At 60.4% G+C, this 26804-nt stretch carries 23 protein-coding genes; 18 read left to right on the forward strand and 5 right to left on the reverse strand.

The genetic code is table 11. From position 1 onward, the window contains the following. The first annotated feature begins 35 nt into the window (after positions 1–35). The 8 genes from ispH (at position 36) to B7L72_RS09450 (ending at position 7164) form a co-directional block, all read left to right on the forward strand. Positions 36–1016: a 4-hydroxy-3-methylbut-2-enyl diphosphate reductase gene (ispH, locus tag B7L72_RS09415; RefSeq protein WP_016916032.1), complete on the forward strand. Its 981-nt coding sequence runs from the start codon at positions 36–38 to the stop codon at positions 1014–1016. A gap of 105 nt (positions 1017–1121) precedes the next feature. Then, a complete protein-coding gene (locus tag B7L72_RS09420; protein WP_139788489.1) occupies positions 1122–1520 on the forward strand; it encodes a type IV pilin protein in 399 nt (132 codons plus the stop codon). Next, positions 1489–1926, forward strand: a complete 438-nt coding sequence (locus tag B7L72_RS09425) for a type IV pilus modification PilV family protein (RefSeq protein ID WP_227407525.1) — start codon at positions 1489–1491, stop codon at positions 1924–1926. Before B7L72_RS09420 ends, B7L72_RS09425 begins: the two co-directional genes overlap by 32 nt. A gap of 17 nt (positions 1927–1943) precedes the next feature. Next, on the forward strand, positions 1944–2411 hold the full coding sequence (locus tag B7L72_RS09430; protein WP_016916035.1) for a PilW family protein: 468 nt from the start codon (positions 1944–1946) through the stop codon (positions 2409–2411). Between the two features lie 18 nt (positions 2412–2429). Next, the gene (locus tag B7L72_RS09435; RefSeq protein ID WP_081193982.1) at positions 2430–2885 is read left to right on the forward strand and encodes a pilus assembly PilX family protein; all 456 of its coding nucleotides are present in this window, start codon (positions 2430–2432) and stop codon (positions 2883–2885) included. Positions 2886–2934: 49 nt separating this feature from the next. Next, on the forward strand, positions 2935–3957 hold the full coding sequence (locus B7L72_RS09440) for a tryptophan--tRNA ligase (RefSeq protein ID WP_081193984.1): 1023 nt from the start codon (positions 2935–2937) through the stop codon (positions 3955–3957). Positions 3958–4095: 138 nt separating this feature from the next. Continuing rightward, entirely contained in the window at positions 4096–5307 is a 1212-nt protein-coding gene (locus B7L72_RS09445) for a YeeE/YedE family protein (protein ID WP_081138857.1), read from the forward strand. A gap of 177 nt (positions 5308–5484) precedes the next feature. Next, complete coding sequence (locus B7L72_RS09450) at positions 5485–7164, forward strand: NAD-dependent malic enzyme (protein ID WP_081193986.1); 1680 nt, start codon at positions 5485–5487, stop codon at positions 7162–7164. A gap of 63 nt (positions 7165–7227) precedes the next feature. On the opposite strand, the gene acnA is transcribed toward B7L72_RS09450, so the two are convergent. Then, a complete protein-coding gene (gene acnA / locus B7L72_RS09455) occupies positions 7228–9975 on the reverse strand; it encodes an aconitate hydratase AcnA (protein ID WP_081193988.1) in 2748 nt (915 codons plus the stop codon). A gap of 250 nt (positions 9976–10225) precedes the next feature. Here acnA and trxB point away from each other — a divergent pair, with 250 nt between their 5' ends. Further along, positions 10226–11176, forward strand: a complete 951-nt coding sequence (trxB, locus tag B7L72_RS09460; RefSeq protein WP_081193990.1) for a thioredoxin-disulfide reductase — start codon at positions 10226–10228, stop codon at positions 11174–11176. An 11-nt stretch (positions 11177–11187) separates the two neighbouring features. On the opposite strand, the gene B7L72_RS09465 is transcribed toward trxB, so the two are convergent. Beyond that, positions 11188–11721 carry a GspH/FimT family pseudopilin gene (locus B7L72_RS09465; protein WP_081193992.1) on the reverse strand — a complete coding sequence of 178 codons (534 nt, stop codon included), beginning with the start codon at positions 11719–11721 and terminating at the stop codon, positions 11188–11190. Positions 11722–11801: 80 nt separating this feature from the next. Between B7L72_RS09465 and thiO the strand changes: the two genes are divergently transcribed. Continuing rightward, entirely contained in the window at positions 11802–12899 is a 1098-nt protein-coding gene (gene thiO / locus B7L72_RS09470; protein ID WP_081193994.1) for a glycine oxidase ThiO, read from the forward strand. Positions 12900–12903: 4 nt separating this feature from the next. Here thiO and B7L72_RS09475 read toward each other — a convergent pair whose 3' ends face one another. After that, the gene (locus B7L72_RS09475; RefSeq protein ID WP_081138865.1) at positions 12904–13173 is read right to left on the reverse strand and encodes a PP0621 family protein; all 270 of its coding nucleotides are present in this window, start codon (positions 13171–13173) and stop codon (positions 12904–12906) included. A 135-nt stretch (positions 13174–13308) separates the two neighbouring features. On the opposite strand from B7L72_RS09475, the gene B7L72_RS09480 reads away from it, so the two are divergent. After that, the gene (locus B7L72_RS09480; protein WP_081193996.1) at positions 13309–14943 is read left to right on the forward strand and encodes an NAD+ synthase; all 1635 of its coding nucleotides are present in this window, start codon (positions 13309–13311) and stop codon (positions 14941–14943) included. Positions 14944–15049: 106 nt separating this feature from the next. On the opposite strand, the gene B7L72_RS09485 is transcribed toward B7L72_RS09480, so the two are convergent. Beyond that, positions 15050–15865 carry an outer membrane protein assembly factor BamD gene (locus B7L72_RS09485; RefSeq protein ID WP_016916046.1) on the reverse strand — a complete coding sequence of 272 codons (816 nt, stop codon included), beginning with the start codon at positions 15863–15865 and terminating at the stop codon, positions 15050–15052. Between the two features lie 197 nt (positions 15866–16062). Here B7L72_RS09485 and rluD point away from each other — a divergent pair, with 197 nt between their 5' ends. From rluD to ilvN, 5 genes are all read left to right on the forward strand, one after another. After that, a complete protein-coding gene (rluD, locus tag B7L72_RS09490; RefSeq protein WP_081138870.1) occupies positions 16063–17022 on the forward strand; it encodes a 23S rRNA pseudouridine(1911/1915/1917) synthase RluD in 960 nt (319 codons plus the stop codon). Beyond that, the gene (pgeF, locus tag B7L72_RS09495; RefSeq protein WP_081138872.1) at positions 17019–17774 is read left to right on the forward strand and encodes a peptidoglycan editing factor PgeF; all 756 of its coding nucleotides are present in this window, start codon (positions 17019–17021) and stop codon (positions 17772–17774) included. The genes rluD and pgeF overlap by 4 nt, the downstream gene beginning before the upstream one ends. Before the next feature lie 159 nt (positions 17775–17933). Continuing rightward, a complete protein-coding gene (gene clpB / locus B7L72_RS09500) occupies positions 17934–20528 on the forward strand; it encodes an ATP-dependent chaperone ClpB (RefSeq protein ID WP_016916049.1) in 2595 nt (864 codons plus the stop codon). A gap of 498 nt (positions 20529–21026) precedes the next feature. Continuing rightward, a complete protein-coding gene (locus tag B7L72_RS09505) occupies positions 21027–22751 on the forward strand; it encodes an acetolactate synthase 3 large subunit (RefSeq protein ID WP_081193998.1) in 1725 nt (574 codons plus the stop codon). Next, positions 22751–23242: an acetolactate synthase small subunit gene (gene ilvN / locus B7L72_RS09510; RefSeq protein ID WP_016916051.1), complete on the forward strand. Its 492-nt coding sequence runs from the start codon at positions 22751–22753 to the stop codon at positions 23240–23242. Before B7L72_RS09505 ends, ilvN begins: the two co-directional genes overlap by 1 nt. A 77-nt stretch (positions 23243–23319) precedes the next feature. Here ilvN and ilvY read toward each other — a convergent pair whose 3' ends face one another. Further along, the gene (ilvY, locus tag B7L72_RS09515; RefSeq protein WP_081194000.1) at positions 23320–24207 is read right to left on the reverse strand and encodes an HTH-type transcriptional activator IlvY; all 888 of its coding nucleotides are present in this window, start codon (positions 24205–24207) and stop codon (positions 23320–23322) included. A gap of 193 nt (positions 24208–24400) precedes the next feature. On the opposite strand from ilvY, the gene ilvC reads away from it, so the two are divergent. Both ilvC and pssA read left to right on the forward strand, forming a co-directional pair. Then, entirely contained in the window at positions 24401–25417 is a 1017-nt protein-coding gene (gene ilvC / locus B7L72_RS09520; protein WP_016916053.1) for a ketol-acid reductoisomerase, read from the forward strand. A 150-nt stretch (positions 25418–25567) separates the two neighbouring features. Continuing rightward, on the forward strand, positions 25568–26464 hold the full coding sequence (gene pssA / locus B7L72_RS09525; RefSeq protein ID WP_081194002.1) for a CDP-diacylglycerol--serine O-phosphatidyltransferase: 897 nt from the start codon (positions 25568–25570) through the stop codon (positions 26462–26464). Positions 26465–26804 lie beyond the last annotated feature (340 nt).

The raw sequence follows: 26804 nt of genomic DNA on the forward strand, positions 1-26804 counted from the left end.
TTCCCGAGCGATGCAGGTTGCATCAAGGCGCATTTATGCAGTCATCAGAGTCATCTCAGCCCATTCAGATCAAGCTGGCTAACCCGCGCGGGTTCTGCGCCGGGGTCGACCGTGCGATCGATATCGTCAATCGCGCGCTGGATGTCTTCGGCCCGCCGATTTATGTGCGCCATGAAGTCGTGCACAACCGCTTCGTGGTGGAAACGCTGCGCGAGCGCGGGGCAGTCTTCGTCGAAGAACTCCATGAAGTGCCCGACGATGTGATCGTCATCTTCTCGGCCCACGGCGTTTCCCGAGCGGTTCAGCAGGATGCCGAACAGCGTGGTCTGAAAGTTTTCGATGCCACTTGCCCGCTGGTCACCAAGGTACACATGGAAGTGCTGCGCTACGCCAAACGCGGCCAGGAGTGCATTCTCATCGGGCATGAAGGCCACCCCGAAGTCGAAGGCACCATGGGGCGCTACGACACTTCCCATGGGGGCAAGATCTATCTGGTGGAAGACGAACAGGACGTTGCCAATCTGGTCGTCAACGACCCTGCGGCGCTGGCGTTCGTCACCCAGACCACGCTCTCCATGGACGACACGGCCAAAGTGATCGACGCGCTGCGGGAGAAGTTTCCCGAGATCCAGGGGCCGCGCAAGGACGATATCTGCTACGCCACTCAAAACCGCCAGGATGCCGTGCGCGAGCTGGCAGCGGACAGCGACCTGGTGCTGGTCGTGGGCAGCCCCAACAGCTCGAACTCCAACCGCCTGCGGGAGCTTTCCGAGCGCATGGGGACCCCCGCCTATCTGATCGACAATGCCGAGCAGATTGAGGCTGCCTGGCTCGAAGGCGTCAAGCGCATTGGCGTCACTGCTGGTGCCAGCGCCCCGGAAGTGCTGGTGAAAGGCGTCATCGACCAGTTACAGACGCTAGGCGCAGAAGCCCCCGTGGAGCTGCAGGGGCGTGAGGAGAACATCACCTTCTCCATGCCCAAAGAGCTACGCGAGCGTGTGATCGTTAGTGAATAATCATCAGTGAGACAGCGTTAACACCTGAGCTGTTCATGGAGGTGCAAAGCGTATCGGTTTGGGACATACTCGAAGTATGGTTCAGTTGATACGGGAGCACCGCGCGTGCCAGATCGCTCTATTCCCCCTGTGGGTGGCAAATTTCCCCCTCAGGGGTTTACCCTCATCGAGTTGCTGATCGCCGTCGCGATCATCGGTATCATCGTCGGTATCGCCTACCCCAGCTATAACCGCTATGTCGAGCGTTCCCTGCGCACCGATGCGCATGCGGGCCTGCTTCAGGCCGCCTCCGAGATGGAGCGCTGCTATTCACGTCAATACTCCTACAATGACTGCACCGTCACGGCCACCTCGCCCGATGGTAACTACGCCATTACGGTCGCCAATGGTGGTGACGAAGACGGTGGTTTCCTGCTAACGGCTTCCAGTGAGCGAGACGATGGCTGCGAACAAGACTTGCAGTACAACGCCCGTGGCGAAAGGCTGCCTGCTGCCTGCTGGTAAGCACCGGCAGCAAGGCGGCTTCTCCTTGGTCGAGGCACTCGTGGCGCTGGTGGTGCTGTCACTTGGCCTGATCAGTATTGCTGCCATGCAGCTGAAAGCCTTGCAGGCCGTGCAGCGCGGCTATCAGCAAACGCTGGTGAGCGTAGCGGCGCTGGATGCCCAGGAACGGGTCTGGGCGGCAACGCGTCATGCCGAGGGCTGTCAGGATATCCCGCTTGCCGAGATCGAGCGTGCCTGGCACGCGGCCTGGTTCGCTGCTTCAGGTGGGCCGCTTATCCGCCATGCCAGGGCGGCTGATAGCACCATTACCCGGCAAGATTGCCTGTTCGAGGTGACGGTCGGGCTGGACAGCGCGTTGGACGCAAGCGCCCAGTCGCTTGTTTATCCTTTTCAACTCCCTCTTTAAAGAGTGTGGCGGCGCCTATGGAGAGGCAAAACGGCTTCACCCTGACAGAGATGATGGTGGCCATGGTGGTGGGCGTCACCATTGTGATAGGGGCAGGGCAGCTCTTCTTGAGCACTCTGCACACATTTAGGCAGACAGAAAGTCTCGGGCGCCAGCAGGAGGCGCTGATTTTCTCCGTTGCCCACATTACGGCCACGTTACAGCGCCACGGGGCATACGACGATACGGGAGAGCCGTACTACCGGTTACAGTGCGTCCCGTCAGCCAGTGAGTGTCGCTGCACACTACAGGATATGTCGCGAGCGCAGCCGCTGGTGACCTTCCAGGCTGCAGAGGGTGCCTCCTGTGCACGCGATGAACCCGTCGGCACCGTCGTTGGACAGGCGTCTGACGTGTATCAAGTAGTGTTGCCGTTAGGACCCAGTGGTCAAGCAGTCACTTTTCATGTGGCCCATCGTGAAGCGTTATTCCATCCGGATGAATAGCCTGGGGGGCTCGAGCAGATGAACACTCAGCGAGGCGCTGCGCTGGTCATTGTCATGGTATTGCTGGCCAGTGCACTGGTCACGGCGATGATGGGCATGCAGTCCGCCCTGGTGGACGAGCGGCTCGCGGGCAATTTCCGTGCTTCCCTGCAGGCTCAAATGAACTCAGGGAGTGCGGCGGCACACGCGGTATGGCGATTCGACGAACTATCGTGGGAGGGCGCGCCGCAGATAGAAGTTCCCGCCACGGTGCGCTTCGACGACTACCTTGGCAACCCTCTTGCCTATCGTGTGTCGCAGAATTGCCCCTCCCAGGGCTGTCTGTTCGTGCCGGTGATGTTTCAGGGCGAGCCGTGGGTCATGGCGCTGGGGGCAGTGCTGTCTGAAAATGATGGCGTCGTGGCCCAGAGTGAGCCCGTGTTCGTGCGGCTGGAGCTGCATGAGGATGGGCAGGCAGCCGTTGTTTGGAAATAGGCGTACAATAGCGTATCGTTTTTCACCTTTATTCAGTTGGATCCAGATCATGAGTCAGATAGCCAAAACCCGCGTGCTGACCGGAATTACCACGACGGGGACGCCTCACCTCGGCAATTACGTCGGGGCCATCAAGCCTGCCATCGAGGCAAGCCAGGACCCTAACGTGCAGTCGTTCTACTTCCTGGCCGACTTTCACGCCCTGATCAAGTGTCAGGATCCCAAGCGTGTTCAGGCGTCACGCATGGAGATCGCCGCTACCTGGCTGGCGTTGGGTCTGGATACCGATAACGCCATCTTCTATCGCCAGTCGGATATCAGCGAAATTCCCGAGCTGATGTGGATGCTGTCGTGCGTCTGTGCCAAGGGCCTGATGAACCGAGCCCATGCCTACAAGGCCGCCGTGGCCGAAAACGAAGAGGCTGGCGACCAGGATCCGGACAAGGGCATTACCATGGGGCTGTTTAGCTACCCGGTACTGATGGCCGCCGATATACTGATGTTCAATGCCCATAAAGTGCCGGTCGGGCGCGACCAGATCCAGCATATCGAGATGGCACGTGATATCGCAGGGCGCTTCAACCATCTGTTCAAAGGGCAGTACTTTGCTCAGCCGGAAGCCGAGGTCAACGAAAAGGCAGAGGTGCTGAAAGGCCTGGACGGTCGCAAGATGTCCAAAAGCTACAACAATACCATTCCGCTTTTTGTCAGCGAGAAAAAGCTGCAAAAGCTGGTGCGCAAGATCAAGACCAACTCTCTGGAACCTGGTGAGCCCAAAGACCCCGACACGTGTACGCTGTTCCAGATCTATGCTGCGTTTGCCAGCGATGCCGAAACCGCCACCATGCGTCAACAATATGAGGAAGGTATTGGCTGGGGAGAGGCCAAGGATCAGGTCTTCGAATACCTCAATGCCCATCTCAGCGCGCCGCGTGAACGCTATAATGCCTTGATGGAAGACCCAGCCCATATCGAAGCCATATTGCAGAAAGGCGCTGAGCGTGCCCGTGCCGAGGCATCCATTACCATGGATAAGCTGCGTTCGGTGGTTGGGCTGGGGCGTTTTGTTTAATTATTCACTTTTGGAATATTAACCTTTTAATAAAGAATTTCCGGCGTTTACGCCTCGCCGTTAGGCTTATAACTATTGTCCAACTTAGCCAAGCGCCTTGCTGTTGCAGGCGCTTTTGGCGTTGCTAACAGGTGAATTATGGCGACTACCTCAATGGTGGCTTCGAGCTCGTACCGCGTGCCCCTTCTGGCCGTGGCAGCGATTGTGCTGGGGGCGCTCGTGATTGGCGTCATCTTTGGCGCCAATATCGGGCTGCTGATGATCGTGGGTGGCCTGCTGGGTATGGTGCTCTATCATGCAGCGTTTGGCTTTACGGCGGCCTGGCGGGTGTTCATTACCGAGCGTCGTGGGCGTGGCTTACGGGCGCAAATGATCATGCTGGCGATTGCCGTAGTGTTGTTTTTCCCGGCGCTGGGGGCGGGGTCGCTGTTTGGTACGCCGGTGAGTGGCTTCGTCTCGCCGATCGGCATTTCGGTGCTGTTCGGTGCGTTCATCTTCGGTATCGGCATGCAGCTGGGAGGCGGCTGTGCCTCGGGCACGCTGTTTACCGCTGGCGGTGGTAATGCCCGTATGCTGATTACCCTGGTGTTCTTTATCGTGGGCTCGGTCATTGGCTCCGCGCATTTCACCTGGTGGCAAAGTTTGCCCGCCTTCCAGCCGGTGTCGTTGGTCAATGTGGCTGGTGTGGGGGGCGGCATCGGCATCAGCCTGGTGCTGTTCGCTGCCATTGCCGCCTTTACGGTGATCATGGAGAAGCGCCGTCATGGCCAGCTGGAGCAGGTCCCTACGGTCGATAAGCCCGGCGTGGAGCGCTGGCTCACGGGACCCTGGCCGCTGGTGGCGGGGGCCGTGGCCCTGGCGCTGCTCAACTTTGCCACCCTGGCATTGGCGGGTCGCCCTTGGGGAATTACCTCGGCCTTTGCGCTGTGGGGCGCCAAGGCGTATGAGCTGGTGGGCGGCGATGTGAGCCAGTGGGGTTATTGGCAAGCACCGGGTAACGCGGCCGCGCTGGAAGCCAGCGTATGGAGCGATATCACGACGGTCATGAACGTGGGTATCATGCTGGGAGCACTGGCAGCCGCCCATCTGGCCGGGCGTTTCGCACCGAATTTCCGTATTCCGCTGCGCTCGGTGTTGGCCGCTGTGATTGGTGGCCTACTGCTGGGGTATGGTGCGCGTTTGGCGTTTGGTTGCAATATCGGTGCTTACTTCAGCGGCATTGCGTCGGGTAGCCTGCATGGCTGGGTCTGGATGGCAGCGGCGTTTGCGGGCAACATGATCGGCGTGAAACTGCGGCCGTTTTTCTTTGCCGGGGAAGAGGGGCGTCGCCCCACGGCCAAGAGCTGCTGATCGATAGCGTTTTGGTGTATTCGATGAACACCTCGGCCATGGCCGGGGTGTTTTTTTATGGCCATTCCTGGCGCTGCTTCTACCTTTGTCGCACGACCATGTTACATTACGCACAAACGTCGCCAACGCCCAGCGTTGCTGCATTGCAACAGCAATTGACATAAAAAGAGAGTGCCTATGTCTACGAAGAGTAAACGCCCCCTGTACATTCCTTACGCCGGTCCTTCGCTGCTTGAAATGCCGCTATTGAACAAAGGCAGCGCGTTTACTCAAGAGGAGCGATTGGCGTTCAACCTGATCGGCCTGCTCCCGCAAAAAGTCGAAACCATCGACGACCAGCTCGAACGTGTCTATCGTCAGTACCAGCAGTGCCATAGTGACCTGGAGCGTCATATTCATCTGCGCGCCATTCAGGACGATAACGAAACGCTCTATTTCCGTCTGGTGTCCGAGCATCTGGAAGAGATGCTGCCGATCATCTACACCCCTACTGTGGGTCAGGCGTGCCAGGAGTTTTCCAATATCTATCGTAACCACCGGGGCTTGTTCATCAGCTACCCGGACCGCGAGCATATGGACGACATCCTGCGCAGTGCCACCAAGGACAACGTGAAAGTCATCGTGGTAACCGATGGCGAGCGTATTCTTGGCCTGGGTGACCAGGGCATCGGCGGCATGGGCATTCCTATCGGTAAGCTGGCGCTGTATACCGCCTGTGGCGGCATCAGCCCTGCCTACACGCTGCCGATCATGATCGACGTGGGCACCAATAACCAAGCGCTGCTGGATGACCCCATGTACATGGGATGGCGTCACGAGCGGGTCAGCCAGGAAGAGTACGATGCCTTCATGGCCGAGTTCATTTGCGCCGTGAAGCGTCGCTGGCCGAATGTGCTGCTGCAGTTCGAGGATTTTGCCCAGGCCAACGCCGTGCCGTTGCTGGAGCGCTACCGCAACGAACTGTGCTGCTTCAACGACGACGTGCAGGGAACGGCCTCTGTAGTGGTGGGTACGCTGATGGCTGCCTGCCAGGCGCGGGGCGAAACCATTGCGCAGCAGCGGGTGGTGTTCGTGGGCGGTGGTTCGGCGGGGTGTGGTATCGCCGAGCAGGTAGTGGTCTCCATGGAGGCCGAAGGTTTGACCGAAGCAGAGGCGCGAGCACGCATCTTCATCGTCGACCGGGATGGCTTGATGACCAGCGACCAGACCTGGCAGCGGGATTTCCAGCGTCGTCTGGCCCATGATCCTGCGCTGGTAGCCAACTGGAACGGTCAGGGGCTGGAAGAGACCATCGCCCAGATCAAACCCACCATCCTGATTGGGGTCTGTGGCCAGCGGGGCATCTTTACCGAACAGGTCGTGCGTACCATGCATGCAGGCTGTGAACACCCGGTCATCATGCCGCTCTCCAACCCCACCTCCCAGGCAGAAGCCGTGCCTGAGGACGTGATTCGCTGGACCGACGGCCAGGCCTTGGTAGCCACGGGTAGCCCCTTTGCGCCGGTGGTCTACAACGGGCGGACCTACCCCATTGCCCAGTGCAACAACGCTTATATTTTCCCCGGTATTGGCCTGGGGGTGATTGCCGCCGACGCCCACCGCGTGACCGACGAGATGCTAATGAGCGCCTCGCGTGCTCTGGCCCGTGAAGCACCGCTGGTCAGGGAGGGGCAGGGTGCGCTGCTGCCACCGCTGTCGCGCATTCGTGAAATCAGTAAGTCGATTGCTTTCGAAGTGGCTGCCCAGGCGCAGCAAAACGGCGTGGCGCTGAAAACCAGCGGCTCGGAGCTGCGTGAGCGTATCGAAAAGTCCTGCTGGTCGCCGGAGTATCGCTTCTACCGTCGCCGCGCTTTCTAAGGCGCGGTGCAAAAAAAGCCCCCACCAAGGTGGGGGCGATGCAAGCATTGGAAGTTTTTACCGTTAGGCTGCGCCGATCATTTTGCGCAGCACGTAGTGAAGGATACCACCGTGGCGGTAGTAAGCCAGCTCATTGGCGGTATCAATTCTGCATTTGGCATCAATGGTACGCTCCTGGTCGCCCTGTTTGATGACCACTTTGACCGTGCCGCCTGGGCTCAAGTCGTTTAATCCCGCAATTGAAATCTCTTCGTCACCGGTGAGCCCAAGGCTCGTGCGGCTCTCGCCTTCGGGGAACTGCAGCGGTACGACGCCCATGCCAATCAGGTTGGAGCGGTGGATCCGCTCGTAGGATTCGGCAATCACCGCCCGTACGCCCAGCAGCCGGGTTCCCTTGGCTGCCCAGTCGCGGGAAGAGCCGGTGCCGTACTCCTTGCCTGCCACCACCACCAGCGGCGTGCCTTCTTCCTTGTACTTCATGGCGGCGTCATAGATCGACATCTGCTCACCACTGGGCACATGGCGCGTTTCACCCCCGACCACGCCGTCCAGCATTTCGTTCTTGATCCGCACGTTGGCGAAGGTGCCGCGCATCATGACTTCATGGTTGCCTCGGCGTGAGCCGTAGGAGTTGAAGTCCACGGGTTTGACGCCATGCTCCTGCAGGTAGCGGCCAGCAGGGCTGTCGGGCTTGATGGAGCCTGCTGGGGAAATATGGTCGGTGGTGACGGAGTCACCCAGCATCGCCAGTACTCGAGCACTCTGGACATCTTCGATGGCATCGGGCTCGCGCTGCATGCCTTTGAAGAAGGGTGGGTGCTGAATGTAGGTGGAGGAGGGCCACTCGTAGACGTTGCTTTCCGGCACCTTGATCGACTGCCATGTTTCGTCGCCTTCGAAAACGGCACTGTACTCCTTGCGGAACATCTCGGTGTTGACCTTCTGTACGGCATTGGCGATATCCGCCTGCGAGGGCCAGATGTCTTTCAGGTACACCGGGTTGCCATCGCTGTCTTCCCCAAGCGGGTCGGTGGACAGGTTGCATTGAACGTTGCCTGCCAGTGCATAGGCCACCACCAGCGGCGGTGAAGCCAGCCAGTTGGTTTTGACCAGCGGATGCACGCGGCCTTCGAAGTTGCGGTTACCCGATAGCACGGAGGCGACGGCAAGGTCCCCCTGCTGAATGGCTTTTTCAATGGCGTCGGGCAGTGGGCCGGAGTTGCCGATACAGGTGGTGCAGCCGTAGCCCACGAGGTTGAAGCCCAGCGCATCCAGGTCATCATCCAGTTCGGCAGCGGCCAGGTAGTCGGTGACCACCTTGGAACCAGGCGCCAGGGACGTCTTGACCCAGGGTTTGGTGGTCAGCCCCTTCTGACGCGCGTTACGTGCCAACAGGCCCGCTGCCATCATGACACTGGGGTTGGAGGTATTGGTGCAAGAAGTGATGGCCGCGATGACCACGGCACCGGGGTCCAGGTTGAAATCCTGCTCACCCATCTTGACCGCTTGGCTATCGTTATGCTGAAACGAGCGCTCGAAGCTCCGGTCGATGCCGACGGCGGTCTGGCCGCCTTCCGAGGAAAGCTTGCCCATTTCCGTAGCAGGGTAGGGCTTGCCATCTTCCTCCATGACGCTGGCAAACGCCTTGGGCATGTTCTTGAGAGAGACGCGATCCTGCGGGCGTTTGGGGCCTGCCAGGCTGGCTTCCACGCTGCTCATGTCGAGGCTGAGGGTATCGGTGAAGATGGGCTCGTCACCGGGCTCACGCCAGAGCCCTTGGGCCTTACTGTACGCTTCGACCAGCGCGACCAGCTCATCTTCACGGCCGGTCAGGCGCAGGTAATTGAGGGTTTCATCGTCCACCGGGAAGAAGCCGCAGGTGGCGCCATACTCGGGGGCCATGTTGGCAATGGTGGCGCGGTCGGCCAGCGGCAGGTCTTTCAGGCCATCTCCGTAGAACTCGACGAACTTGCCGACCACGCCCTTCTTGCGCAGCATCTCGGTGACCGTGAGAACCAGGTCGGTGGCCGTAATGCCTTCCTGCAGCTTGCCGGTCAGCTTGAAGCCGATAACCTCGGGAATCAGCATCGATACCGGCTGGCCCAGCATGGCCGCCTCGGCCTCGATGCCGCCTACCCCCCAGCCCAGTACGCCCAGGCCGTTGATCATGGTGGTGTGGGAGTCGGTGCCTACCAGCGTGTCCGGGTAGGCGAAGGTTTTGCCGTCTTCTTGTTTGGTCCAGACGGTGCGGCCCAGGTACTCCAGGTTAACCTGGTGGCAAATGCCGGTGCCGGGCGGCACAACTCTGAAGTTGTCGAATGCTTTCTGGCCCCAGCGCAGGAACTCGTAACGCTCGCCGTTACGCTGCATTTCGATATCCACGTTCTCCTGAAAGGCCGTGGGGGTGCCAAACTTGTCGACCATGACCGAGTGGTCGATGACCAGATCGACCGGAGTGAGCGGGTTGATGCGGGCGGGGTCTTCGCCCAGGGACTCGACCGCTGCGCGCATGGAGGCGAGATCCACGACCCCCGGTACGCCGGTGAAGTCCTGCATCAGAACGCGGGCAGGGCGGTAACCGATTTCGCGGCTGGACCGCCCCTCTTTTTGCCAGTCGACCAGGGCTTGCATGTCGGCCTGTTCGACGCTCTCGTCGTCAGCGAAGCGCAGCTGGTTTTCGAGCAGAATCTTGAGTGTCTTGGGCAGCCGGTCGATGTTGCCCAGCGTTTCGGCTGCTTTGGGCAAGCTGTAGTAGTGATACTCCTGGCTTCCTGCCGTCAGGGTATGAAGCGTGCTGGGTATCTTGCTCATTCCATTCTCCTCTCGATCGCTTATGGGTATCGCAACGGCCACTGTCTGGATAGCGCTAATCAATAGTATGGCCCATATAGAGCACATGGGTGTGGCTGGCTCGCCTTTCAAGCTATCCTGGCCTAATAGCGTAGACCAACCCTTGTAATTACTTGTACTCGACGCCATTTCAGGCAGACTCTTCTGCGAATGTCGGCCCTGCAACGAATGTCGACGACGAACTCTGCTCAATTGTCACAAAGGTGGTGTCATGGAAACGCGTCATGAACGTTTGATCATTCTAGGCTCTGGCCCGGCGGGGTACACGGCAGCGGTTTATGCCGCTCGGGCAAATCTGAAGCCACTGCTGATTACCGGCATGCAGGCGGGTGGCCAATTGACCACGACGACCGACGTGGACAACTGGCCTGGCGATGCCGAGGGCGTACAAGGGCCTGAGCTGATGGAGCGCATGAAACAGCATGCCGAACGTTTCAACACCGAAGTGCTGTTCGATCATATCCACGAGGTGAGCCTGGGCGAGAAGCCGTTCACCCTGAAGGGCGATAGCGGCGTCTATACCTGCGACGCCCTGATCGTGGCTACCGGCGCCAGCGCTCGCTATCTGGGGCTGCCTTCAGAGCAGCAGTTCATGGGCCAGGGGGTCTCTGCCTGTGCTACCTGCGACGGTTTCTTCTACCGCAATCAGGAAGTGATCGTGGTTGGCGGTGGCAACACGGCGGTCGAAGAAGCGCTCTACCTGTCGAACATTGCCTCCAGGGTCACGCTGGTCCATCGCCGCGATACGCTTCGCGCCGAAAAGATCCTGCAGGACAAGCTGTTCGAGAAGGCAGAGGCAGGCAAGATCGCCCTGGAATGGTTTTACGAGGTGGAAGAAGTGCTGGGCGACAATACCGGCGTCACCGGCGTGCGGGTGAAGTCGACCCAGGACGGCAGCACCAAGGAGATCCACGCACCTGGGCTGTTCATCGCCATTGGCCACAGCCCCAATACGGGCGTTTTCGAAGGCCAGCTGGAAATGAACGGTGGCTATATCAAGGTGCAGTCCGGCAGCGAGGGTAACGCCACGGCCACCAGCGTGCCAGGCGTGTTTGCCTGTGGCGACGTCATGGACCATATCTATCGCCAGGCCATCACCTCGGCGGGCAGTGGCTGCATGGCAGCGCTGGATGCAGAGCGTTACCTGGACGGTATTGCCTGAGGCTGACCCGACTAGCAGGCGATAGGCGACGTATCGATACGCAGTCTGCCTAACTGGCTCAGCACCAGCCGCTTGCCCGTTTCACCGGTCGCGCACACGTCGAAGCTGCCGTTATAGCCGCTGGCATGGCCGAGTGGCGTGTACGTCACTCGATGCCAGCCACGGCTATAGGTGGTGTAGGTGGCCAACTGGCCGGGAAAGGTGCGCAGTACGTGTTCTGGCTCGACGGTATCCGTGGCGCGTCCTTTCACCACCATCAAGGTGTCGTGCCAGCTCGCAGTGCAGGCAGTGTGTTGTGGGTTGGCTGGGCAGACGGTGACCGCCGTGCGCTGGGTAATGGCCGTATTGCGCGCCAAGGCAAACGCAGCCTGCAGCCGCGTCGTTTCACTGTTGAGCATGCTGTGGTGCCCCAAGGCTTGAAAACCTGGGGCCAGCCAGGCAGTCATGACGGCCATCAGCACCAGGGCCACCATCAGTTCGAGGAGCGTAAAGCCTCGCTGAACCGAGCCAGGCTGTGGGTGTGCAGCGGTATCGCATATCATCATGAGACCCTCTGTGTACGGTCATGGGACTTATCCTAGAGGGCCTTGTGCTCTTTTTATGTAAGCCAAAACGGACAAAGCTTGTGAGCCATATCTTAATTATTGGCGGCGGTGTCATCGGCATGATGACCGCGCTCCAGCTGGCTGATGCAGGGCAGCAGGTCACGTTGGTGGAGCGCGGGCAGTGTGGCCAGGAGGCTTCCTGGGCGGGTGGGGGTATCGTCTCGCCGCTCTACCCCTGGCGTTACGCTGAGCCGGTGTCGCGGCTCTCGCGCTGGTCGGAAGGGGTCTACCCCACGCTGGCGCTACGGCTGCTGGAAGAAACGGGCATCGACCCCGAGTATCGCCAGAAAGGCCTGCTTTACCTGAACGTGGAAGATGACGAGCAGGCGCTGGCGTGGGCTCGGCAAATGGGCAAGCCGCTCGAACGGGTCGAGGCAGAGGTCGTGCAGCAGAAAGAGCCCGCCGCGCCGGCCTCTGGCGGGAGCGCTCTGTGGATGCCGACGCTGGGTAGCATTCGTAACCCCCGCCTTGGCCAGGCGCTGCGGGCCCGGCTGGCGGCGATGCCGCGCGTCACGCTGGTCGAGCAGTGTCAGGTCACCGGCTTCCTCCAGCGTCAGGGCAAGGTCGTGGGGGTGGCCATGGCGTCGGGCGAGCTGCATGCCGAGCGAGTAGTGGTATGTGGCGGAGCCTGGGCAGCCCAGCTACTGGAAGGCCTGGGTGTCCAGTTGCCCGTTCGGCCCGTGAAAGGGCAGATGATTGCTTATCAGACCCCGCCAGGGCTGGTGCAGCGGGTGGTGCTGAAAGATGGTCGCTATGTGATTCCGCGTAACGATGGTCTGCTGCTGGTGGGCTCGACGCTGGAAGAGGCCGGGTTCGATAAAACCACCGACCAGGACGCCCTGGCGTCGCTGCGCCAGAGTGCTGAAAACATCATTCCTGCGCTGGCCAGGTACCCCGTGGCGTATCACTGGGCGGGGCTGCGTCCGGGCTCCCCGGACGGCATTCCGTTCATCGGGGCGCTGCCGGAATTTCCCAACGTGTTCGTCAATGCAGGGCACTACCGTAATGGTCTGGTACTGGCTCCCGCCTCGACGCATCTGCTGGTCGACCAGCTATTGGACCGTGAGCCGCTGATCGACCCAGCGCCTTACTTGCCGGTGGCGCTACGTCGGGGGTAGCGCATCAAGCATTACCGTCGTCGCGATCACGCTGTTCCTGCAGGAAACGGTCGCGGTGGGCGCTGCAGCAAAACCACTGCTCATGGTCACGCAGTGCCTCGCTTTCCGGCACGTGGACGTCGCACCAGCGGCAGCGCACCATCTGCCCGCCTTCATGGCGAGGAGCGGGGGGCTGCTGCTGGGAAAGGCGGTGCTGGCGATACATGCCGTAGAGTTTCAGGCCTGCATAAAACAGCACCGCAAAAATAATCAGCCGAATGATCAACAGGTTCATCCTCGATAACTCCCATACCGGGAAAAAGCGGGCAGTACGCCTGTAGCCGTATGGCCTTTGCCAGCAGGCGCACCTTGCGGGACAATGCCCAAAGTGCCATCGTATTCTGAAGATTCTCAAGAGATTTTGACGCCCATGCAAGACTTAACGCTGGTAATGGCCCAACTCGACCCGCTAGTGGGAGATATTCCCGGCAATGCCGCGCGCGCCATCGAGGCCGTGCGTGAGGCGAGGATCGAGCATGGGGCGGACATTGTGGTCTTTCCCGAGCTGTTTCTTTCCGGCTACCCGCCGGAAGATCTGCTGTTGAGGCCTTCCATGGAGGCGCGCCTGCGCGAAGCCCGCGCCAAAATGGCCGAGAAGGTGGCCCGGGACGTGCTGGTCATCATTGGTTATCCCGGCGTGCGTGAAGGCAAGTGCTACAACATGGCGGGCGTGCTGTACAACGGCCAGTGGGAAGCGGAGTACGCCAAGCAGGCGCTGCCCAACTACCAGGTGTTCGATGAGCAGCGCTACTTCACCCCCGGCACCCAGCCGCTGGTCTACGAGCACAAGGGCGCCAAGCTGGGGCTGTTGATCTGTGAAGACCTGTGGGAAGGCTCGCCGGTCAAGGCGGCGCAGGCGGCCGGGGCGGAAGTATTGATCAGCCTGAATGCCTCGCCCTACCACCAGGACAAGCCCACCGAGCGGCTACGCCTTCTGGAGCAGCGGGCTCAGGACGTTCAGCGCCCCATTCTCTATGTCAACACCATTGGCGGCCAGGACGAGCTGGTGTTCGACGGCGGTTCCTGCTGTGTGGATGAGCAGGGCCAGCTCAAGGTGCTGGCCCCTTACTGGCAAGCCGGGCTGATGCCCGTTCAACTGCTGCAAACCAGCGCCGAGCGTTGGGAGCCCCAGGCCGGAGAGATCGAGCCGGAGGTCATGCCGGAAGAGAGCCTTTACTGTGCGCTGGTCACCGGACTACGTGACTACGTCAATAAAAGCGGCTTCAAAGGCGTGGTGCTGGGGCTTTCCGGCGGTATCGACTCCGCCTTGTCGCTGGCGATTGCGGTGGATGCGCTAGGGCCGCAGCGCGTGCAGGCGGTCATGATGCCTTACCACTACACTGCCGACATCTCCAAACAGGACGCCGCCGAGCAGGCCACGTTGCTGGGGGTGCATTATGACGTGATGCCCATTGAGCCCATGGTAGAAGCCTTCATGACGACCCTGGCGGATAGCTTTGCGGGCACCGAGCGTGACACCACCGAGGAAAACCTGCAGTCGCGCTGCCGAGGCGTGCTGCTGATGGCCATTTCCAACAAGAAGGGCCTGATGGTGCTGACCACCGGCAACAAGAGCGAAATGGCCGTGGGCTATGCCACGCTCTATGGCGACATGGTGGGCGGTTACAACGCCATCAAGGATGTCTACAAGACCTGGGTCTACCGCTTGGCACGTTGGCGTAACACCCAGTCGCTGGCCATTCCAGAGCGGGTCATCGAGCGTCCGCCCAGCGCAGAGCTGGCGCCTGACCAGCAGGATAGCGATTCCCTGCCGGATTACGATGTGCTGGACGCGATTCTGGTGCGCTACATCGAAGGGGACATGAGCGCCGAAGCCATCATTGCGGCGGGTTACGACGAGGAGGATGTCTACAAAGTGGTGAAGCTGGTGGACCGCTGCGAGTACAAGCGTCGCCAGGCTCCGGTAGGCGTACGGGTCACGCCGCGTGGTTTCGGGCGTGACCGGCGTTACCCCATCGTCAATGGCTGGCAGCCAGGCGAATAGCGCCTGCTGCCAGCAGCGGCCAGCCCTGGGCCCGTTGTCGTCACTGCGGCTTGTAAGACATTGACCGCGTCCTGAATGCCGCGATCAATGTTCACTAACAGGTCATTTAGTTGCGGCCACCGTTATATTTAGGCACGAAACGGCTGCCCTGAAGCTGCTCATGGTCAGGCGCATTTTCACGCAGCACGGCCAGGACTTCGCTGGCGCGATCTTGCATGCCCATGCCCTGGTAACCTTCTACCATGGTGGCCAGAGCATCCCGCGTGGCGTTGGATTCCGGATAGTTTTCAACGACCCAGCGACCGCGCTCGATGGCCGCGAGGAAGGCGCCACGACGCAGGTAGTAGTCGGCGACATGCAGCTCATGGCGAGCCAGCAGCTCACGCAGGTAGACGATACGCTGCTGGGCATCCGGGGCGTATTGGCTTTGCGGATAGCGTTGAATCAGCTCGCGGAAGTCGTTGTAGGCATCCCGTGAGGCGCCCAGGTCGCGCTTGGAAATATCGATCAGGCGCAGGCGTTCCAGGCTGAAGCGCCCTGCTTGCCAGGCGGACAGCCCGCGCAGGTAATAGGCGTAATCCACTTGCGGGTGGTCAGGGTGCAGGCGAATGAATCGGCTGGCCGCCGCGCGGGCCTCTTCCCAGTTACTGTTCTCGTAGTAGGCGTAGATCAGTTCGAGCTGGGCCTGTTCGGCATGAGGGCCAAACGGGTAGCGGGTGTCCAGGGCTTCCAGGCGCTCGATGGCGATAGGGTAGCGATTGCTGTCGAGGGCCGTACGGGCCAGCTCATACAGCTCGCGCTCTTGAACACCGGCAAGCTCGTCTTCGTCTTCCGGAGTGGTGTCATTGCTGGCACAGCCTGCTAACAGGGCAAGACTCAGGGCCAGGGCGCCAAAGCGGTTGGCAGCGGAAAAAACGCGCATCATCATCCTCGTTGCAAACAAGCCTCAATCACCGAAAAGCGACGATGGCCATAAGTAGAAATGGTAGAATAGGTCGCAGTCAGCCCACTATAAAACACCTGAGCGCAAAACGCAGGCTTGGCGATACTTTGCTGTAAGGGGTTAGCGGTGTCGTATCATCCAGAAGTAGGCGTGTTTGTGTCATAAAGAGGTCATTCATGTCTCGAATTGTGGAAGCCACGCAGCGCGTCCCCGCCACCCTGGCGGGCGCACGCTTGGACCAGGCCGCCGCGGAGTTGTTCAGCGATTATTCCCGCGAGCGCTTGAAAGCGTGGATCAATGCGGGAGAGCTTACGGTCGATGGGGCCAAGGCCAAGCCCAAGGCCAAGCTGCACGGTCACGAAGTGTTGGCGCTCCACGCCACCATCGAAGAAGACACTCGCTTTGCGCCCCAGGACATCGCCCTGGACATCGTTTATGAAGACGACGACGTCATGGTGGTCAACAAGCCTGCGGGAATGGTGGTACATCCTGCCGCAGGCAATCCCGATGGCACGCTGCTCAATGCGCTGCTGTTCCATCACCCTTCGCTGGCAGAAGTGCCCCGAGCGGGCATCGTCCATCGGCTGGACAAGGACACCACTGGCCTGATGATGGTGGCCAAGACCCTGCCCGCGCAAACGGCGCTGGTGGAGCAGCTTCAGGCGCGGACCGTGTCACGCCAGTACGATGCGGTCGTGCTCGGCAAGCCGGTGTCGGGCAGCACGATCGACGCCCCCATTGGTCGGCATCCGAAGGATCGCAAGCGCCAGGCCGTGACCGCCTCGGGCAAGCCTGCGGTGACGCATTTTCGTGTCGTCGAGCGGTTCCGCGCGCACACCCACGTGCGCTGCCAGTTGGAAACCGGGCGTACTCACCAGATACGCGTGCATATGTCTCATGCGCGTTTTCCGCTGGTGGGCGACCCGCTGTACAGCGGTCGCGCCAAGCTACCGCCGGGGGCAGCCGGGCCATTGAAGGAGATTCTGCGTGAATTTCCCCGTCAGGCGCTGCATGCGCGCCAGTTGAGCTTCGTCCACCCCACCAGTGGAGAAACGCTGACCTTCAAGGCGGAGCTGCCTGACGATTTGCTGATGCTGCTGGATTATCTGCGTGAAGATAGCGAGACCATGCGATGAGCGATGCCATAGACCTGCGCCCCACGCTGCTGCGCCCTGATTGGGCGGCGCCTGCCAACGTGCAGGCCTTTGTGACCACCCGCGAGACAGGCCCCAGCCAGAACGACTTCGCGGCGTTCAACCCGGCAGCCCACGTGGGCGATAACGCCGACCACGTGGCGCTTTGTCGTCGGCTGCTGCACAAGGAAATCGGCGATAGCCGTCCGCTGCTGTGGCTCAATCAAACCCACGGGGCACGGGTGCAGCAGGAGTATCAGGAAAGCGTGCCAGAAGCCGATGCCTCGGTGGCCAGCAGCAGCGACTATGCCTGTGTGGTACTGACCGCCGACTGCCTGCCGGTGCTGTTCTGCAATCGGCAGGGCACCCAGGTAGCGGCGGCCCACGCCGGATGGCGCGGGCTCGCCGGTGGTGTGCTGGAAGCCACGGTGGCAGCGATGAACTGCGACCCCGAAGACATTCTGGTGTGGCTTGGCCCGGCGATCTCCAATGCCCAGTTCGAGGTGGGCCCGGAAGTGTACGGCACCTTCGTGGCCATCCAGCCCGACACCGCAGAAGCCTTCGATCATAGCCCTTATCGTCTGGGCCATTACATGGCCGACCTGTACCGCCTGGCGCGCTTTCGCCTGGAGGCGTTGGGCATCCATCAGATCAGCGGTGGTCACTTCTGCACGGCCTGCGAATCGCGCTTTTACTCTTATCGGCGGGATAACGGCAACACCGGCCGCATGGCAAGCGTGATCTGGATCAAGTGAGCAGTCGGGCAGCGGCTGGTTAATATCGCACGCCTCTTGAAATGGCCATAACTGCCGCCATGTTACTTGTCAAGCTAATCGTCTTTAGCACGTTCAACGACAGGTTATCGGGGTGCGCCGTGGGTCGAAACGCACGGCACCCCCCCCAGGAGGCACTCCATGCGATTCGATAAATTTACTGCCAAGTTGCAGGCCGCCATTGCCGAGGCTCAATCCCTCGCCGTGGGGCGTGGCCACAATCAACTCGACCCTGCCCATTTGCTGCTGGCGTTGCTTGACACGCGCGATACCGGCATCAAGGCGCTGATCGAAAAAGCCGAAGGCAGCGGTTCCCGGCTGCGCGACGGCTTGCAGCGCCAACTGGAAGACTTGCCCAAAGTCAGCCAGTTCGACGGCGAGGTCCAGCCTTCTCGGGAATTCGTCAAACTGATGAACCTGACCGACCGCGAAGCGCAAAAGCGCGGTGATCAGTTCATTGCCTCCGAGCTGGTGCTGCTGGCAGCGCTGGAAATGAACGGTGCCATCACCAAACTGCTCAAAGAGGCCGGGCTGACGCGCAAAAGTCTCGAGGCGGCCATCGACAGCCTGCGTGGGGGCTCCCGCGTTGACGACCCCAACGCCGAAGATCAGCGTGAAGCGCTGAACAAATATACCCTCGATCTGACCCAGCGAGCGCTGGAAGGCAAGCTCGACCCAGTGATCGGTCGTGACGACGAAATTCGTCGCACCATCCAGGTGTTGCAGCGCCGCACCAAGAACAACCCTGTACTGATCGGTGAGCCGGGCGTGGGCAAGACCGCGATCGTCGAAGGCCTGGCCCAGCGTATCGTCAATGGGGAAGTGCCCGAAGGCCTGAAGGAAAAGCGTGTGCTCTCGCTGGATATGGGGGCGTTGCTGGCGGGCGCGAAATTCCGCGGGGAATTCGAAGAACGGCTGAAAGCCGTGCTCAAGGAGCTCTCCCAGGAAGAAGGTCGGGTGATCCTGTTCATCGACGAGCTGCATACCATGGTGGGCGCAGGCAAGGCGGAAGGCGCCATGGACGCAGGCAACATGCTCAAGCCGGCGTTGGCCCGAGGCGAGCTGCACTGTGTCGGGGCCACCACGCTGGATGAGTACCGTCAGTACATCGAAAAAGACGCGGCCCTGGAGCGGCGCTTCCAGAAAGTGCTGGTGGACGAGCCCTCGGAAGCGGATACCGTGGCCATTCTGCGCGGCTTGAAGGAGCGTTACGAAGTTCACCACGGTGTCGATATCACCGACTCGGCCATCATCGCGGCGGCCAAGCTCTCGACCCGTTATATCACCGACCGCCAGCTGCCGGACAAGGCCATCGACCTGATCGACGAGGCTGCATCGCGCATCCGTATGGAGCTGGACTCCAAACCGGAGGAGATGGACCGTCTCGACCGCCGTCTGATCCAGCTCAAGATGGAGCGGGAGGCGCTCAAGAAAGAGACCGACGACGCCACGAAAAAGCGTCTGGAAGCCCTCAATCAGCACATCCATGAGCTGGAGCGCGAGTACGCCGACCTGGATGAAATCTGGAAGGCGGAAAAGGCCAGCATCCAGGGTGCAGCGCAGTTCAAGGCCGAGCTGGAGCAAGCGCGTATCGACCTCGAACAGGCGCGCCGCCAGGGGGATCTTGGGCGCATGTCGGAGCTGCAGTACGGCAAGATTCCCGCGCTGGAGAAAAAGATCAGCGAAGCGGGTGAGGGTGAAGCCGATACCACCAGCCATCAGCTGCTGCGCTCCAACGTGACGGAAGAGGAGATTGCCGAAGTCGTGTCCCGCTGGACCGGCATCCCGGTGTCCAAAATGCTCGAAGGCGAGCGTGACAAGCTGCTGCGCATGGAAGATGCCCTGCACGAACGGGTCATCGGTCAGCACGAAGCCGTGGAAGCAGTGGCCAACGCGGTGCGGCGTTCCCGGGCGGGTCTCTCCGACCCCAACCGCCCCAACGGCTCGTTCCTGTTTCTGGGCCCCACCGGGGTGGGCAAGACCGAGCTGTGCAAGTCGCTGGCCAATTTCCTGTTCGATACCGAAGAGGCCATGGTGCGCATCGATATGTCCGAGTTCATGGAGAAGCACTCCGTGGCCCGTCTCATTGGCGCACCGCCTGGCTACGTCGGCTATGAAGAGGGCGGTTATCTGACCGAAGCGGTGCGCCGCAAGCCGTACTCGGTGCTGCTGCTGGATGAGGTGGAAAAAGCCCACCCGGATGTGTTCAACATCCTGCTCCAGGTGCTGGAAGATGGGCGCTTGACCGATGGTCAGGGGCGTACCGTTGACTTCCGCAATACGGTCATCGTCATGACCTCCAACCTGGGCTCGGACATCATCCAGCGCATGGGAGGCGACACCAGCAGTGACGACGGCAGCGACTACGAGCTGATGAAACAGGCAGTCATGGAAGTAGTGGGCAATCACTTCCGCCCTGAGTTGATCAACCGTATCGATGAAGTGGTGGTATTCCATGCCCTTGGCCAGGAGCAGATTCAAGCGATTGCCGGTATTCAACTGGAGCGCCTGAAGGCTCGCCTGGCAGAGCACGACCTGAGCCTGGAAATCAGTGACGACGCCATGGCGCAGTTGGCGGTGGTTGGCTTCGACCCCGTATTTGGCGCACGGCCGCTGAAACGTGCCATCCAGAGCCGCATCGAAAACCCGCTGGCGCAGGATCTGCTGGCTGGCAAGTACGCCCCGGGCGATACCATTCGCATCAGCGCGGGTGAAGGCAAGCTGATCTTTGGCTGATCCCGGAAGGGCTTGCTGCGCAATCAAATAGGGCGAATGCCCCGTCAGTGACGCTGGCGGGGCATTTTTTTGCAGCGACTGCGACCTTTGTTGCGTTTGCTCGGATAGGTGGTTGACACGCCAAGGGCGCTAATGGAATCTTGTGGGTTCCTGATTTGCGGGCGCGGAACCAGCGGGCAATCCCTCATCACCGCGCGAAGGGTAGGCTCACGCCTCTACCCGCCGAAGGACTTCCGGGCTCGGGCTAACCGCCTGACCTGGCCAACGCCCCGACACGGCAAACCGCCGTGTAAGGGAGGCACGCGTCAAGCTCGCCACGTCCAGACAGGCCATGGTGACCAGCAACGCGTGCTCCCGATGAGAGTGCAGGCCCTAACCGGGCCATATTGCCAGGGTTTGGCATCAGGTGCCGGCATGGGCCGGCAGCGGCATACCGCCGCACTCGACCCCGCAGGATGTCCTGCGGATCGCACTCGAGACCTCCAGGGGAGAAATACAGTGGAACTGCTTTCCGGCGCAGACATGATCGCCCGCTTCTTGCAAGATGAGGGCGTAGAGTACATCTATGGTTATCCTGGCGGTGCGGCACTGCATATTTACGATGCGCTGTTCCGCCAGGACAAAGTGAAGCACATCCTCGTGCGTCACGAGCAAGCGGCCACCCACGCGGCTGACGGCTATGCCCGTGCCTCCGGCAAGCCCGGTGTGGTGCTGGTGACGTCCGGCCCCGGTGCGACCAACGCAGTCACGGGTATCGCGACTGCCTACATGGACTCCATTCCCATGGTCGTGCTGTGTGGTCAGGTCATGAGCCACCTGATTGGTGACGACGCCTTCCAGGAAACCGATATCGTCGGCGTGACCCGGCCCATCGTGAAGCACAGCTTCTCGATTCGTCACCCTTCTGAAATCCCGGAAGTGCTGAAAAAGGCCTTCTACCTGGCCTCTACCGGTCGCCCCGGCCCCGTGGTCGTCGATATTCCCAAGGACATGACCGCGCCCACCGAGCGCTACGAGTACGTGTACCCGAAGAAGGTCAAACTGCGCTCCTACAATCCGGTGACCCGGGGGCATACCGGGCAAATCAAGAAAGCCGTCGAGATGATGCTGAAGGCCAAGCGCCCGGTGTTCTACACCGGCGGTGGTGTGGTCACCGGCAAGGCCAGCGAAGGCTTGACCGATCTGGTGAAGCAGCTTGGTTATCCGATCACCACCACGCTGATGGGCATTGGCGCTTACCCGCAAAGCGACCGCCAGTGCCTGGGCTGGCTGGGCATGCACGGCTCGTATGAGTCCAACATGGCCATGCACCACGCGGACCTGATCATTGCCATCGGCGCACGTTTCGACGACCGCGTGACCAACAACACGTCGAAATTCTGCCCCACGGCCAAGATCATCCATGTGGACGTCGATCCCAGTTCGGTCTCCAAGACCGTGCGTGCCGACGTGCCCATCGTCGGTCCAGCCGCCAGTGTCATCAACGAGATGATCAGCCTGGTGCAGGGGCACGAGATTGCCCACCCCGAAGCGTTGGTCGACTGGTGGCAGAAGATCGACGGCTGGCGCGCCGAGCGGGAAGGCAAGCTCTATGAGCCCTCCAAGCCCGGCGAGGCGCTGAAGCCCCAGGAAGTCATCGAGGCACTGTGCCGCGTCACTCGGGGCGAAGCGTACGTCACCACCGACGTGGGCCAGCACCAGATGTTTGCTGCGCAGTACTACAAGTTCGACAAGCCCAACCGCCTGATTACCTCCGGAGGCCTGGGCACCATGGGCTTCGGCTTTCCGGCCGCCATGGGCATCAAGCAGAACTTCCCCGAAGACGACGTGGTATGTGTCACGGGGGAAGGCAGCTTCCAGATGATGATGCAGGAGCTTTCCACCTGTAAGCAGTACGGGGTGGGGGTCAAGATCGTCAACCTGAACAACGCGTCGCTGGGGATGGTGCGCCAGTGGCAGGACTTGAACTACAAATCCCGCCATGCGCACTCCTACATGGAGTCGTTGCCCGACTTCCATATGCTGATCGAAGCTTACGGGTTTACCGCCATCACGGTCACTACCCTGGACGAGCTGGAGCCAGCGCTGGAGCGTGCCTTTGCCAACAAGCATGAGCTGGTATTCCTGGACGTGAAGGTCGACCCCTTTGAGCACGTTTACCCGATGCAAGTGCCGTTAGGCGCGATGCGTGACATGCTGCTGTCCAAAACGGAGCGTACCTGATGCGTCATATCATCTCGATTCTGATGGAAAACGAACCGGGTGCGCTGTCACGTGTAGTCGGGTTGTTCTCTCAGCGTAACTTCAACATCGAAACGCTGAACGTAGCACCGACGGAAGACCCGTCGCTGTCACGCTTGACGGTCACCACCATCGGTGACGACCGGGTGATCGAGCAGATCACCAAGCACCTCAACAAGCTGATCGACGTGGTGAAGCTGGTCGACCTGACCGAAGGTAACCACATCGAGCGGGAGTTAATGCTGGTGAAGGTCAAGGCGCTGGGCGCTGCCCGTGATGAAGTGAAGCGTACCGTGGATATCTTCCGCGCCCAGGTCGTGGACGTGACACCGAGCCTCTACACCGTTCAGATCACCGGCGATGCCTCCAAACTGGATGCTTTCCTGCAGGCCATGGCGCCGGTGGGCATTCTGGAAGTGGCGCGCACGGGCGTCTCCGGCATTGCCCGCGGTGACAAGGTGCTGTCGCTCTGATCGCGCGTTAGTACCCACCCCAAAACCGCCCTTCGCCGGGCGGTTTTTTGTTTTTGAGTGGCGCAAGGCGGATACCGCTAGCGAGGTGCCACCGTGGTCCAGAAAGCATCGATCATGGGATTCTGCAGCCGCCGGTTCAGCACGCACAGGCCGACATCGTAGTGGGGCAGCTCGGGCTTGACGTTGAGTACCTGCACACGCTCTGCCAGCGGGCTGTTGTCCAGCACGATACGCGGCACCACACCGACCCCAAACCCTAGCCCCACCATGCTGACGATGGCTTCATGCCCCGCCACCTGGGCATAGATACGGGGCGCAATGCCCATGGCCTTGAACCAGGTGTTGGCGTACTCCCGCGACAGGCCTGCCTCCGACAGAATCATGGGCACATGCCGCCACTGTTCGGCGGTCGAGCTTTCCGGATGGCTAGGCAGCCAGGCATGGGTTTCCGTCGGGGCGATGAACAACAGCGGCGAGCGGGTGAGCGACTTGAACGCCAGGGCGCTGGGAGGAATGCGAGGCCTGGGGGTAATGGCCATGTCATCGGCCCCTTCCTGTACGCGGTTCATGGCGTCTGCCGGGTCACCCGTATGCAGCTTGAGCTCGATGCCGGGGTGGCGTACCCGCACATCGCTCAACAGCTCATACAAAAAGCTGTAGCTGGCGGTGACCGAGCAGTAGATGCTGATTTCCCCGCTGAGCTGTGTCGCGCTGGTGGCCAGCGTACGCTTTTGGGTTTCCCACTGCTCCAGCGTCTGCTTGGCGTAGCGCAGGAAAGCGACCCCTTGCGGAGTCAGCGTGACATGCCGGTTGTCGCGTTCGAACAGTCGGGTGCCCAGTTCGCTCTCCACCTGCTGAATCGAGCGGCTCAAGGTGGAAGGGCTGATATGGCACAGCTCGCTGGCGCGCCCGAAATGCAGCGTATCCGCCAGGGTGGCCATGTGTTTGAGAAGACGAAAATCCATGGGGTCGATGCCCTGAGTGTGATTTCATTTTATGAAATAGTATGTTGCAAATATAGCGTTTTACGCAATGGTGCTGCTGGCGTAGAGTGACTTCAACGCCGAATCCCAGTGCTGCACTAGACAGCACGGGTGGCCATCAACGCTGACACATACACGATAACGATCTGATTCAACCGATTTCTGGAGTCTCGCCATGCACGTTTACTACGATAAAGATTGCGACCTTTCCCTCATTCAGGCCAAGAAAGTCACCATCGTTGGCTACGGTTCTCAGGGGCATGCCCACGCCAACAACCTGAAAGAGTCGGGTGTCGATGTCACCGTAGCGCTGCGCAAAGGCTCCTCGTCCGCGGCGAAAGCAGAAGCAGCGGGCCTGAAAGTCGCCAGCGTGCCGGAAGCGTGCAAGACCGCCGACGTCGTGATGATTCTGGCGCCGGACGAAAACCAGAAAGCCATCTACGAGCAGGAAGTCGAGCCGAATCTGAAAGAAGGTGCGACCCTGGCGTTTGCCCACGGTTTCAACATCCACTACAACCAGATCGAGCCGCGTAAAGACCTCGACGTGATCATGATCGCGCCGAAAGCACCGGGCCACACCGTGCGCTCCGAGTTCGTCAAGGGCGGCGGTATTCCCGACCTGATCGCGATCCACCAGGATGCCTCTGGCAACGCCAAAGAGCTGGCGCTCTCTTACGCTGCAGGCGTTGGCGGTGGCCGCAGCGGTATCATCGAGACGACCTTCAAGGATGAAACCGAAACGGACCTGTTCGGCGAGCAGGCGGTCCTTTGTGGTGGCGCGGTCGAGCTGGTGAAGGCCGGTTTCGAAACTCTGACCGAAGCAGGTTACGCACCGGAAATGGCCTACTTCGAGTGTCTGCACGAACTCAAGCTGATCGTCGACCTGATGTACGAAGGCGGCATTGCCAACATGAACTACTCCATCTCCAACAATGCGGAGTACGGCGAGTACGTGACCGGCCCTGAGGTCATCAACGACGAGTCCCGTGCCGCGATGCGCAATGCACTCAAGCGCATCCAGACCGGTGAGTACGCCAAGATGTTCATCCAGGAAGGCAACACCAACTATCCTTCCATGACTGCACGCCGTCGCCTGAATGCCGAGCACGAAATCGAGCAGGTGGGTGCCAAGCTGCGCGGCATGATGCCGTGGATTGCTGCCAACCAGCTGGTCGACAAGTCCAAAAACTGATCGACCAGCGTCATGAAAACGCCCCGAAGCGCCTCTGCGTGCTGCGGGGCGTTTTGCATTCCGTCTGCCAGGAGTGGTCGGCAAGGGTTCACCGTGTAGAATGAGAAGGGTTACTTGTGAACGTGACTTCACTCTAAATGGATGACACTTATGACTCAGGATGCTCGCGACCCAGAGCAGGAATCGCTCCCTTCGTCCGCTGCAGGCGCGGACAGCGCGGCTACTCCTTCGTCGAAGGAAGAGGAAATCGTGCGGAACGAGGATCTTGCCGCTGCTTTTCTTCGTGAAACCGAAGTCGTGGAGGAGGCCGTCGAAAACGGCAAGAAGATTCGCCGCAAGGGCATCTACCTGCTGCCCAACCTGTTTACCACGTCGGCACTGTTTTCTGGTTTCTTTGCCGTGGTGGCCGGGATCAATGGCGAGTTCACGTCGGCAGCGGCGGCCATCTTCATCGCCATGGTGCTGGATGGCCTGGATGGTCGCGTGGCGCGCATGACCAATACGCAAAGCGCTTTTGGGGCCGAGTACGACAGCCTGTCGGACATGATCTCGTTTGGTATGGCGCCTGCCTTGGTCGCCTTTACCTGGATACTGCAAGATATCGGCAAGACCGGGTGGGTGGTGGCCTTTCTCTATGTGGCGTGTGCTGCCCTGCGTCTGGCCCGCTTCAACGTACAGATCGGCAGCGTCGACAAAAAGTGGTTCATCGGCTTGCCCAGCCCTTCGGCTGCGGCGCTGGTCGCCGCCAGCGTGTGGACATTCCACAGCTTCGACGCCGATGCCTTCGGCTTCAAGCTGCTGATGCTGGTGGTGGTGGGCGCGGCGGGTATTCTCATGGTGAGCAATATCCGTTACTACAGCTTCAAGGATTTGGACTTCAAGAAGCCCGTGCCCTTCGTGGTGCTGCTGGCGGTGGTGCTTGGATTCGTAATGATCTCGGTACAGCCCTCGGTCATGTTGCTGTTGCTGTTTGGTGCCTACGTCTGCTCAGGGCCGATGCTGGCCGTCATGCGCAAGGCCAAGGTCAAGGCCAAGCCCAAGCACTGAGCTGAAATTATTTTAAAAAAGCCCTTGCCAACCCGGTAGCGAATCCGTAAAGTACGCATCCGCTGCCGGGGACGCCAAGCGTTACCAGCGGTGAAGAAGGTTGAAAAACCTTCGGTTTGTCAGGAAGTTAGCGTCATCTGCTGGTTGGATTGATCGCTCGCTTCACGCGCTGAAAGCAGCCCTTGACAAACACCACGGAATGCGTAGAATACGCCTTCCTCGCTGAGGCAACACGGTTCAGGTCACCGAGCCCGTCGCAGCGAACTCAAGAAAGTTGCTCTTTAACAATTTGATCAGGTAATTCATGTGGGCGCTTGCCGATGAGGGTGAATCATCACCT

This window comes from Halomonas sp. BC1 (assembly GCF_002078135.1).
Lineage (GTDB): Bacteria > Pseudomonadota > Gammaproteobacteria > Pseudomonadales > Halomonadaceae > Vreelandella > Vreelandella stevensii.

What these genes read in the sequence shown, in the direction of transcription:
- ispH (WP_016916032.1), top strand. Translation starts at nt 36, where the DNA reads ATGCAGTCATCAGAGTCATCTCAGCCCATTCAGATCAAGCTGGCTAAC.
- B7L72_RS09430 (WP_016916035.1), top strand. Translation starts at nt 1,944, where the DNA reads ATGGAGAGGCAAAACGGCTTCACCCTGACAGAGATGATGGTGGCCATG.
- B7L72_RS09435 (WP_081193982.1), top strand. Translation starts at nt 2,430, where the DNA reads ATGAACACTCAGCGAGGCGCTGCGCTGGTCATTGTCATGGTATTGCTG.
- B7L72_RS09440 (WP_081193984.1), top strand. Translation starts at nt 2,935, where the DNA reads ATGAGTCAGATAGCCAAAACCCGCGTGCTGACCGGAATTACCACGACG.
- B7L72_RS09445 (WP_081138857.1), top strand. Translation starts at nt 4,096, where the DNA reads ATGGCGACTACCTCAATGGTGGCTTCGAGCTCGTACCGCGTGCCCCTT.
- B7L72_RS09450 (WP_081193986.1), top strand. Translation starts at nt 5,485, where the DNA reads ATGTCTACGAAGAGTAAACGCCCCCTGTACATTCCTTACGCCGGTCCT.
- acnA (WP_081193988.1), bottom strand. Translation starts at nt 9,975, where the DNA reads ATGAGCAAGATACCCAGCACGCTTCATACCCTGACGGCAGGAAGCCAG.
- trxB (WP_081193990.1), top strand. Translation starts at nt 10,226, where the DNA reads ATGGAAACGCGTCATGAACGTTTGATCATTCTAGGCTCTGGCCCGGCG.
- B7L72_RS09465 (WP_081193992.1), bottom strand. Translation starts at nt 11,721, where the DNA reads ATGATGATATGCGATACCGCTGCACACCCACAGCCTGGCTCGGTTCAG.
- B7L72_RS09475 (WP_081138865.1), bottom strand. Translation starts at nt 13,173, where the DNA reads ATGAACCTGTTGATCATTCGGCTGATTATTTTTGCGGTGCTGTTTTAT.
- B7L72_RS09480 (WP_081193996.1), top strand. Translation starts at nt 13,309, where the DNA reads ATGCAAGACTTAACGCTGGTAATGGCCCAACTCGACCCGCTAGTGGGA.
- B7L72_RS09485 (WP_016916046.1), bottom strand. Translation starts at nt 15,865, where the DNA reads ATGCGCGTTTTTTCCGCTGCCAACCGCTTTGGCGCCCTGGCCCTGAGT.
- rluD (WP_081138870.1), top strand. Translation starts at nt 16,063, where the DNA reads ATGTCTCGAATTGTGGAAGCCACGCAGCGCGTCCCCGCCACCCTGGCG.
- pgeF (WP_081138872.1), top strand. Translation starts at nt 17,019, where the DNA reads ATGAGCGATGCCATAGACCTGCGCCCCACGCTGCTGCGCCCTGATTGG.
- clpB (WP_016916049.1), top strand. Translation starts at nt 17,934, where the DNA reads ATGCGATTCGATAAATTTACTGCCAAGTTGCAGGCCGCCATTGCCGAG.
- ilvN (WP_016916051.1), top strand. Translation starts at nt 22,751, where the DNA reads ATGCGTCATATCATCTCGATTCTGATGGAAAACGAACCGGGTGCGCTG.
- ilvY (WP_081194000.1), bottom strand. Translation starts at nt 24,207, where the DNA reads ATGGATTTTCGTCTTCTCAAACACATGGCCACCCTGGCGGATACGCTG.
- ilvC (WP_016916053.1), top strand. Translation starts at nt 24,401, where the DNA reads ATGCACGTTTACTACGATAAAGATTGCGACCTTTCCCTCATTCAGGCC.
- pssA (WP_081194002.1), top strand. Translation starts at nt 25,568, where the DNA reads ATGACTCAGGATGCTCGCGACCCAGAGCAGGAATCGCTCCCTTCGTCC.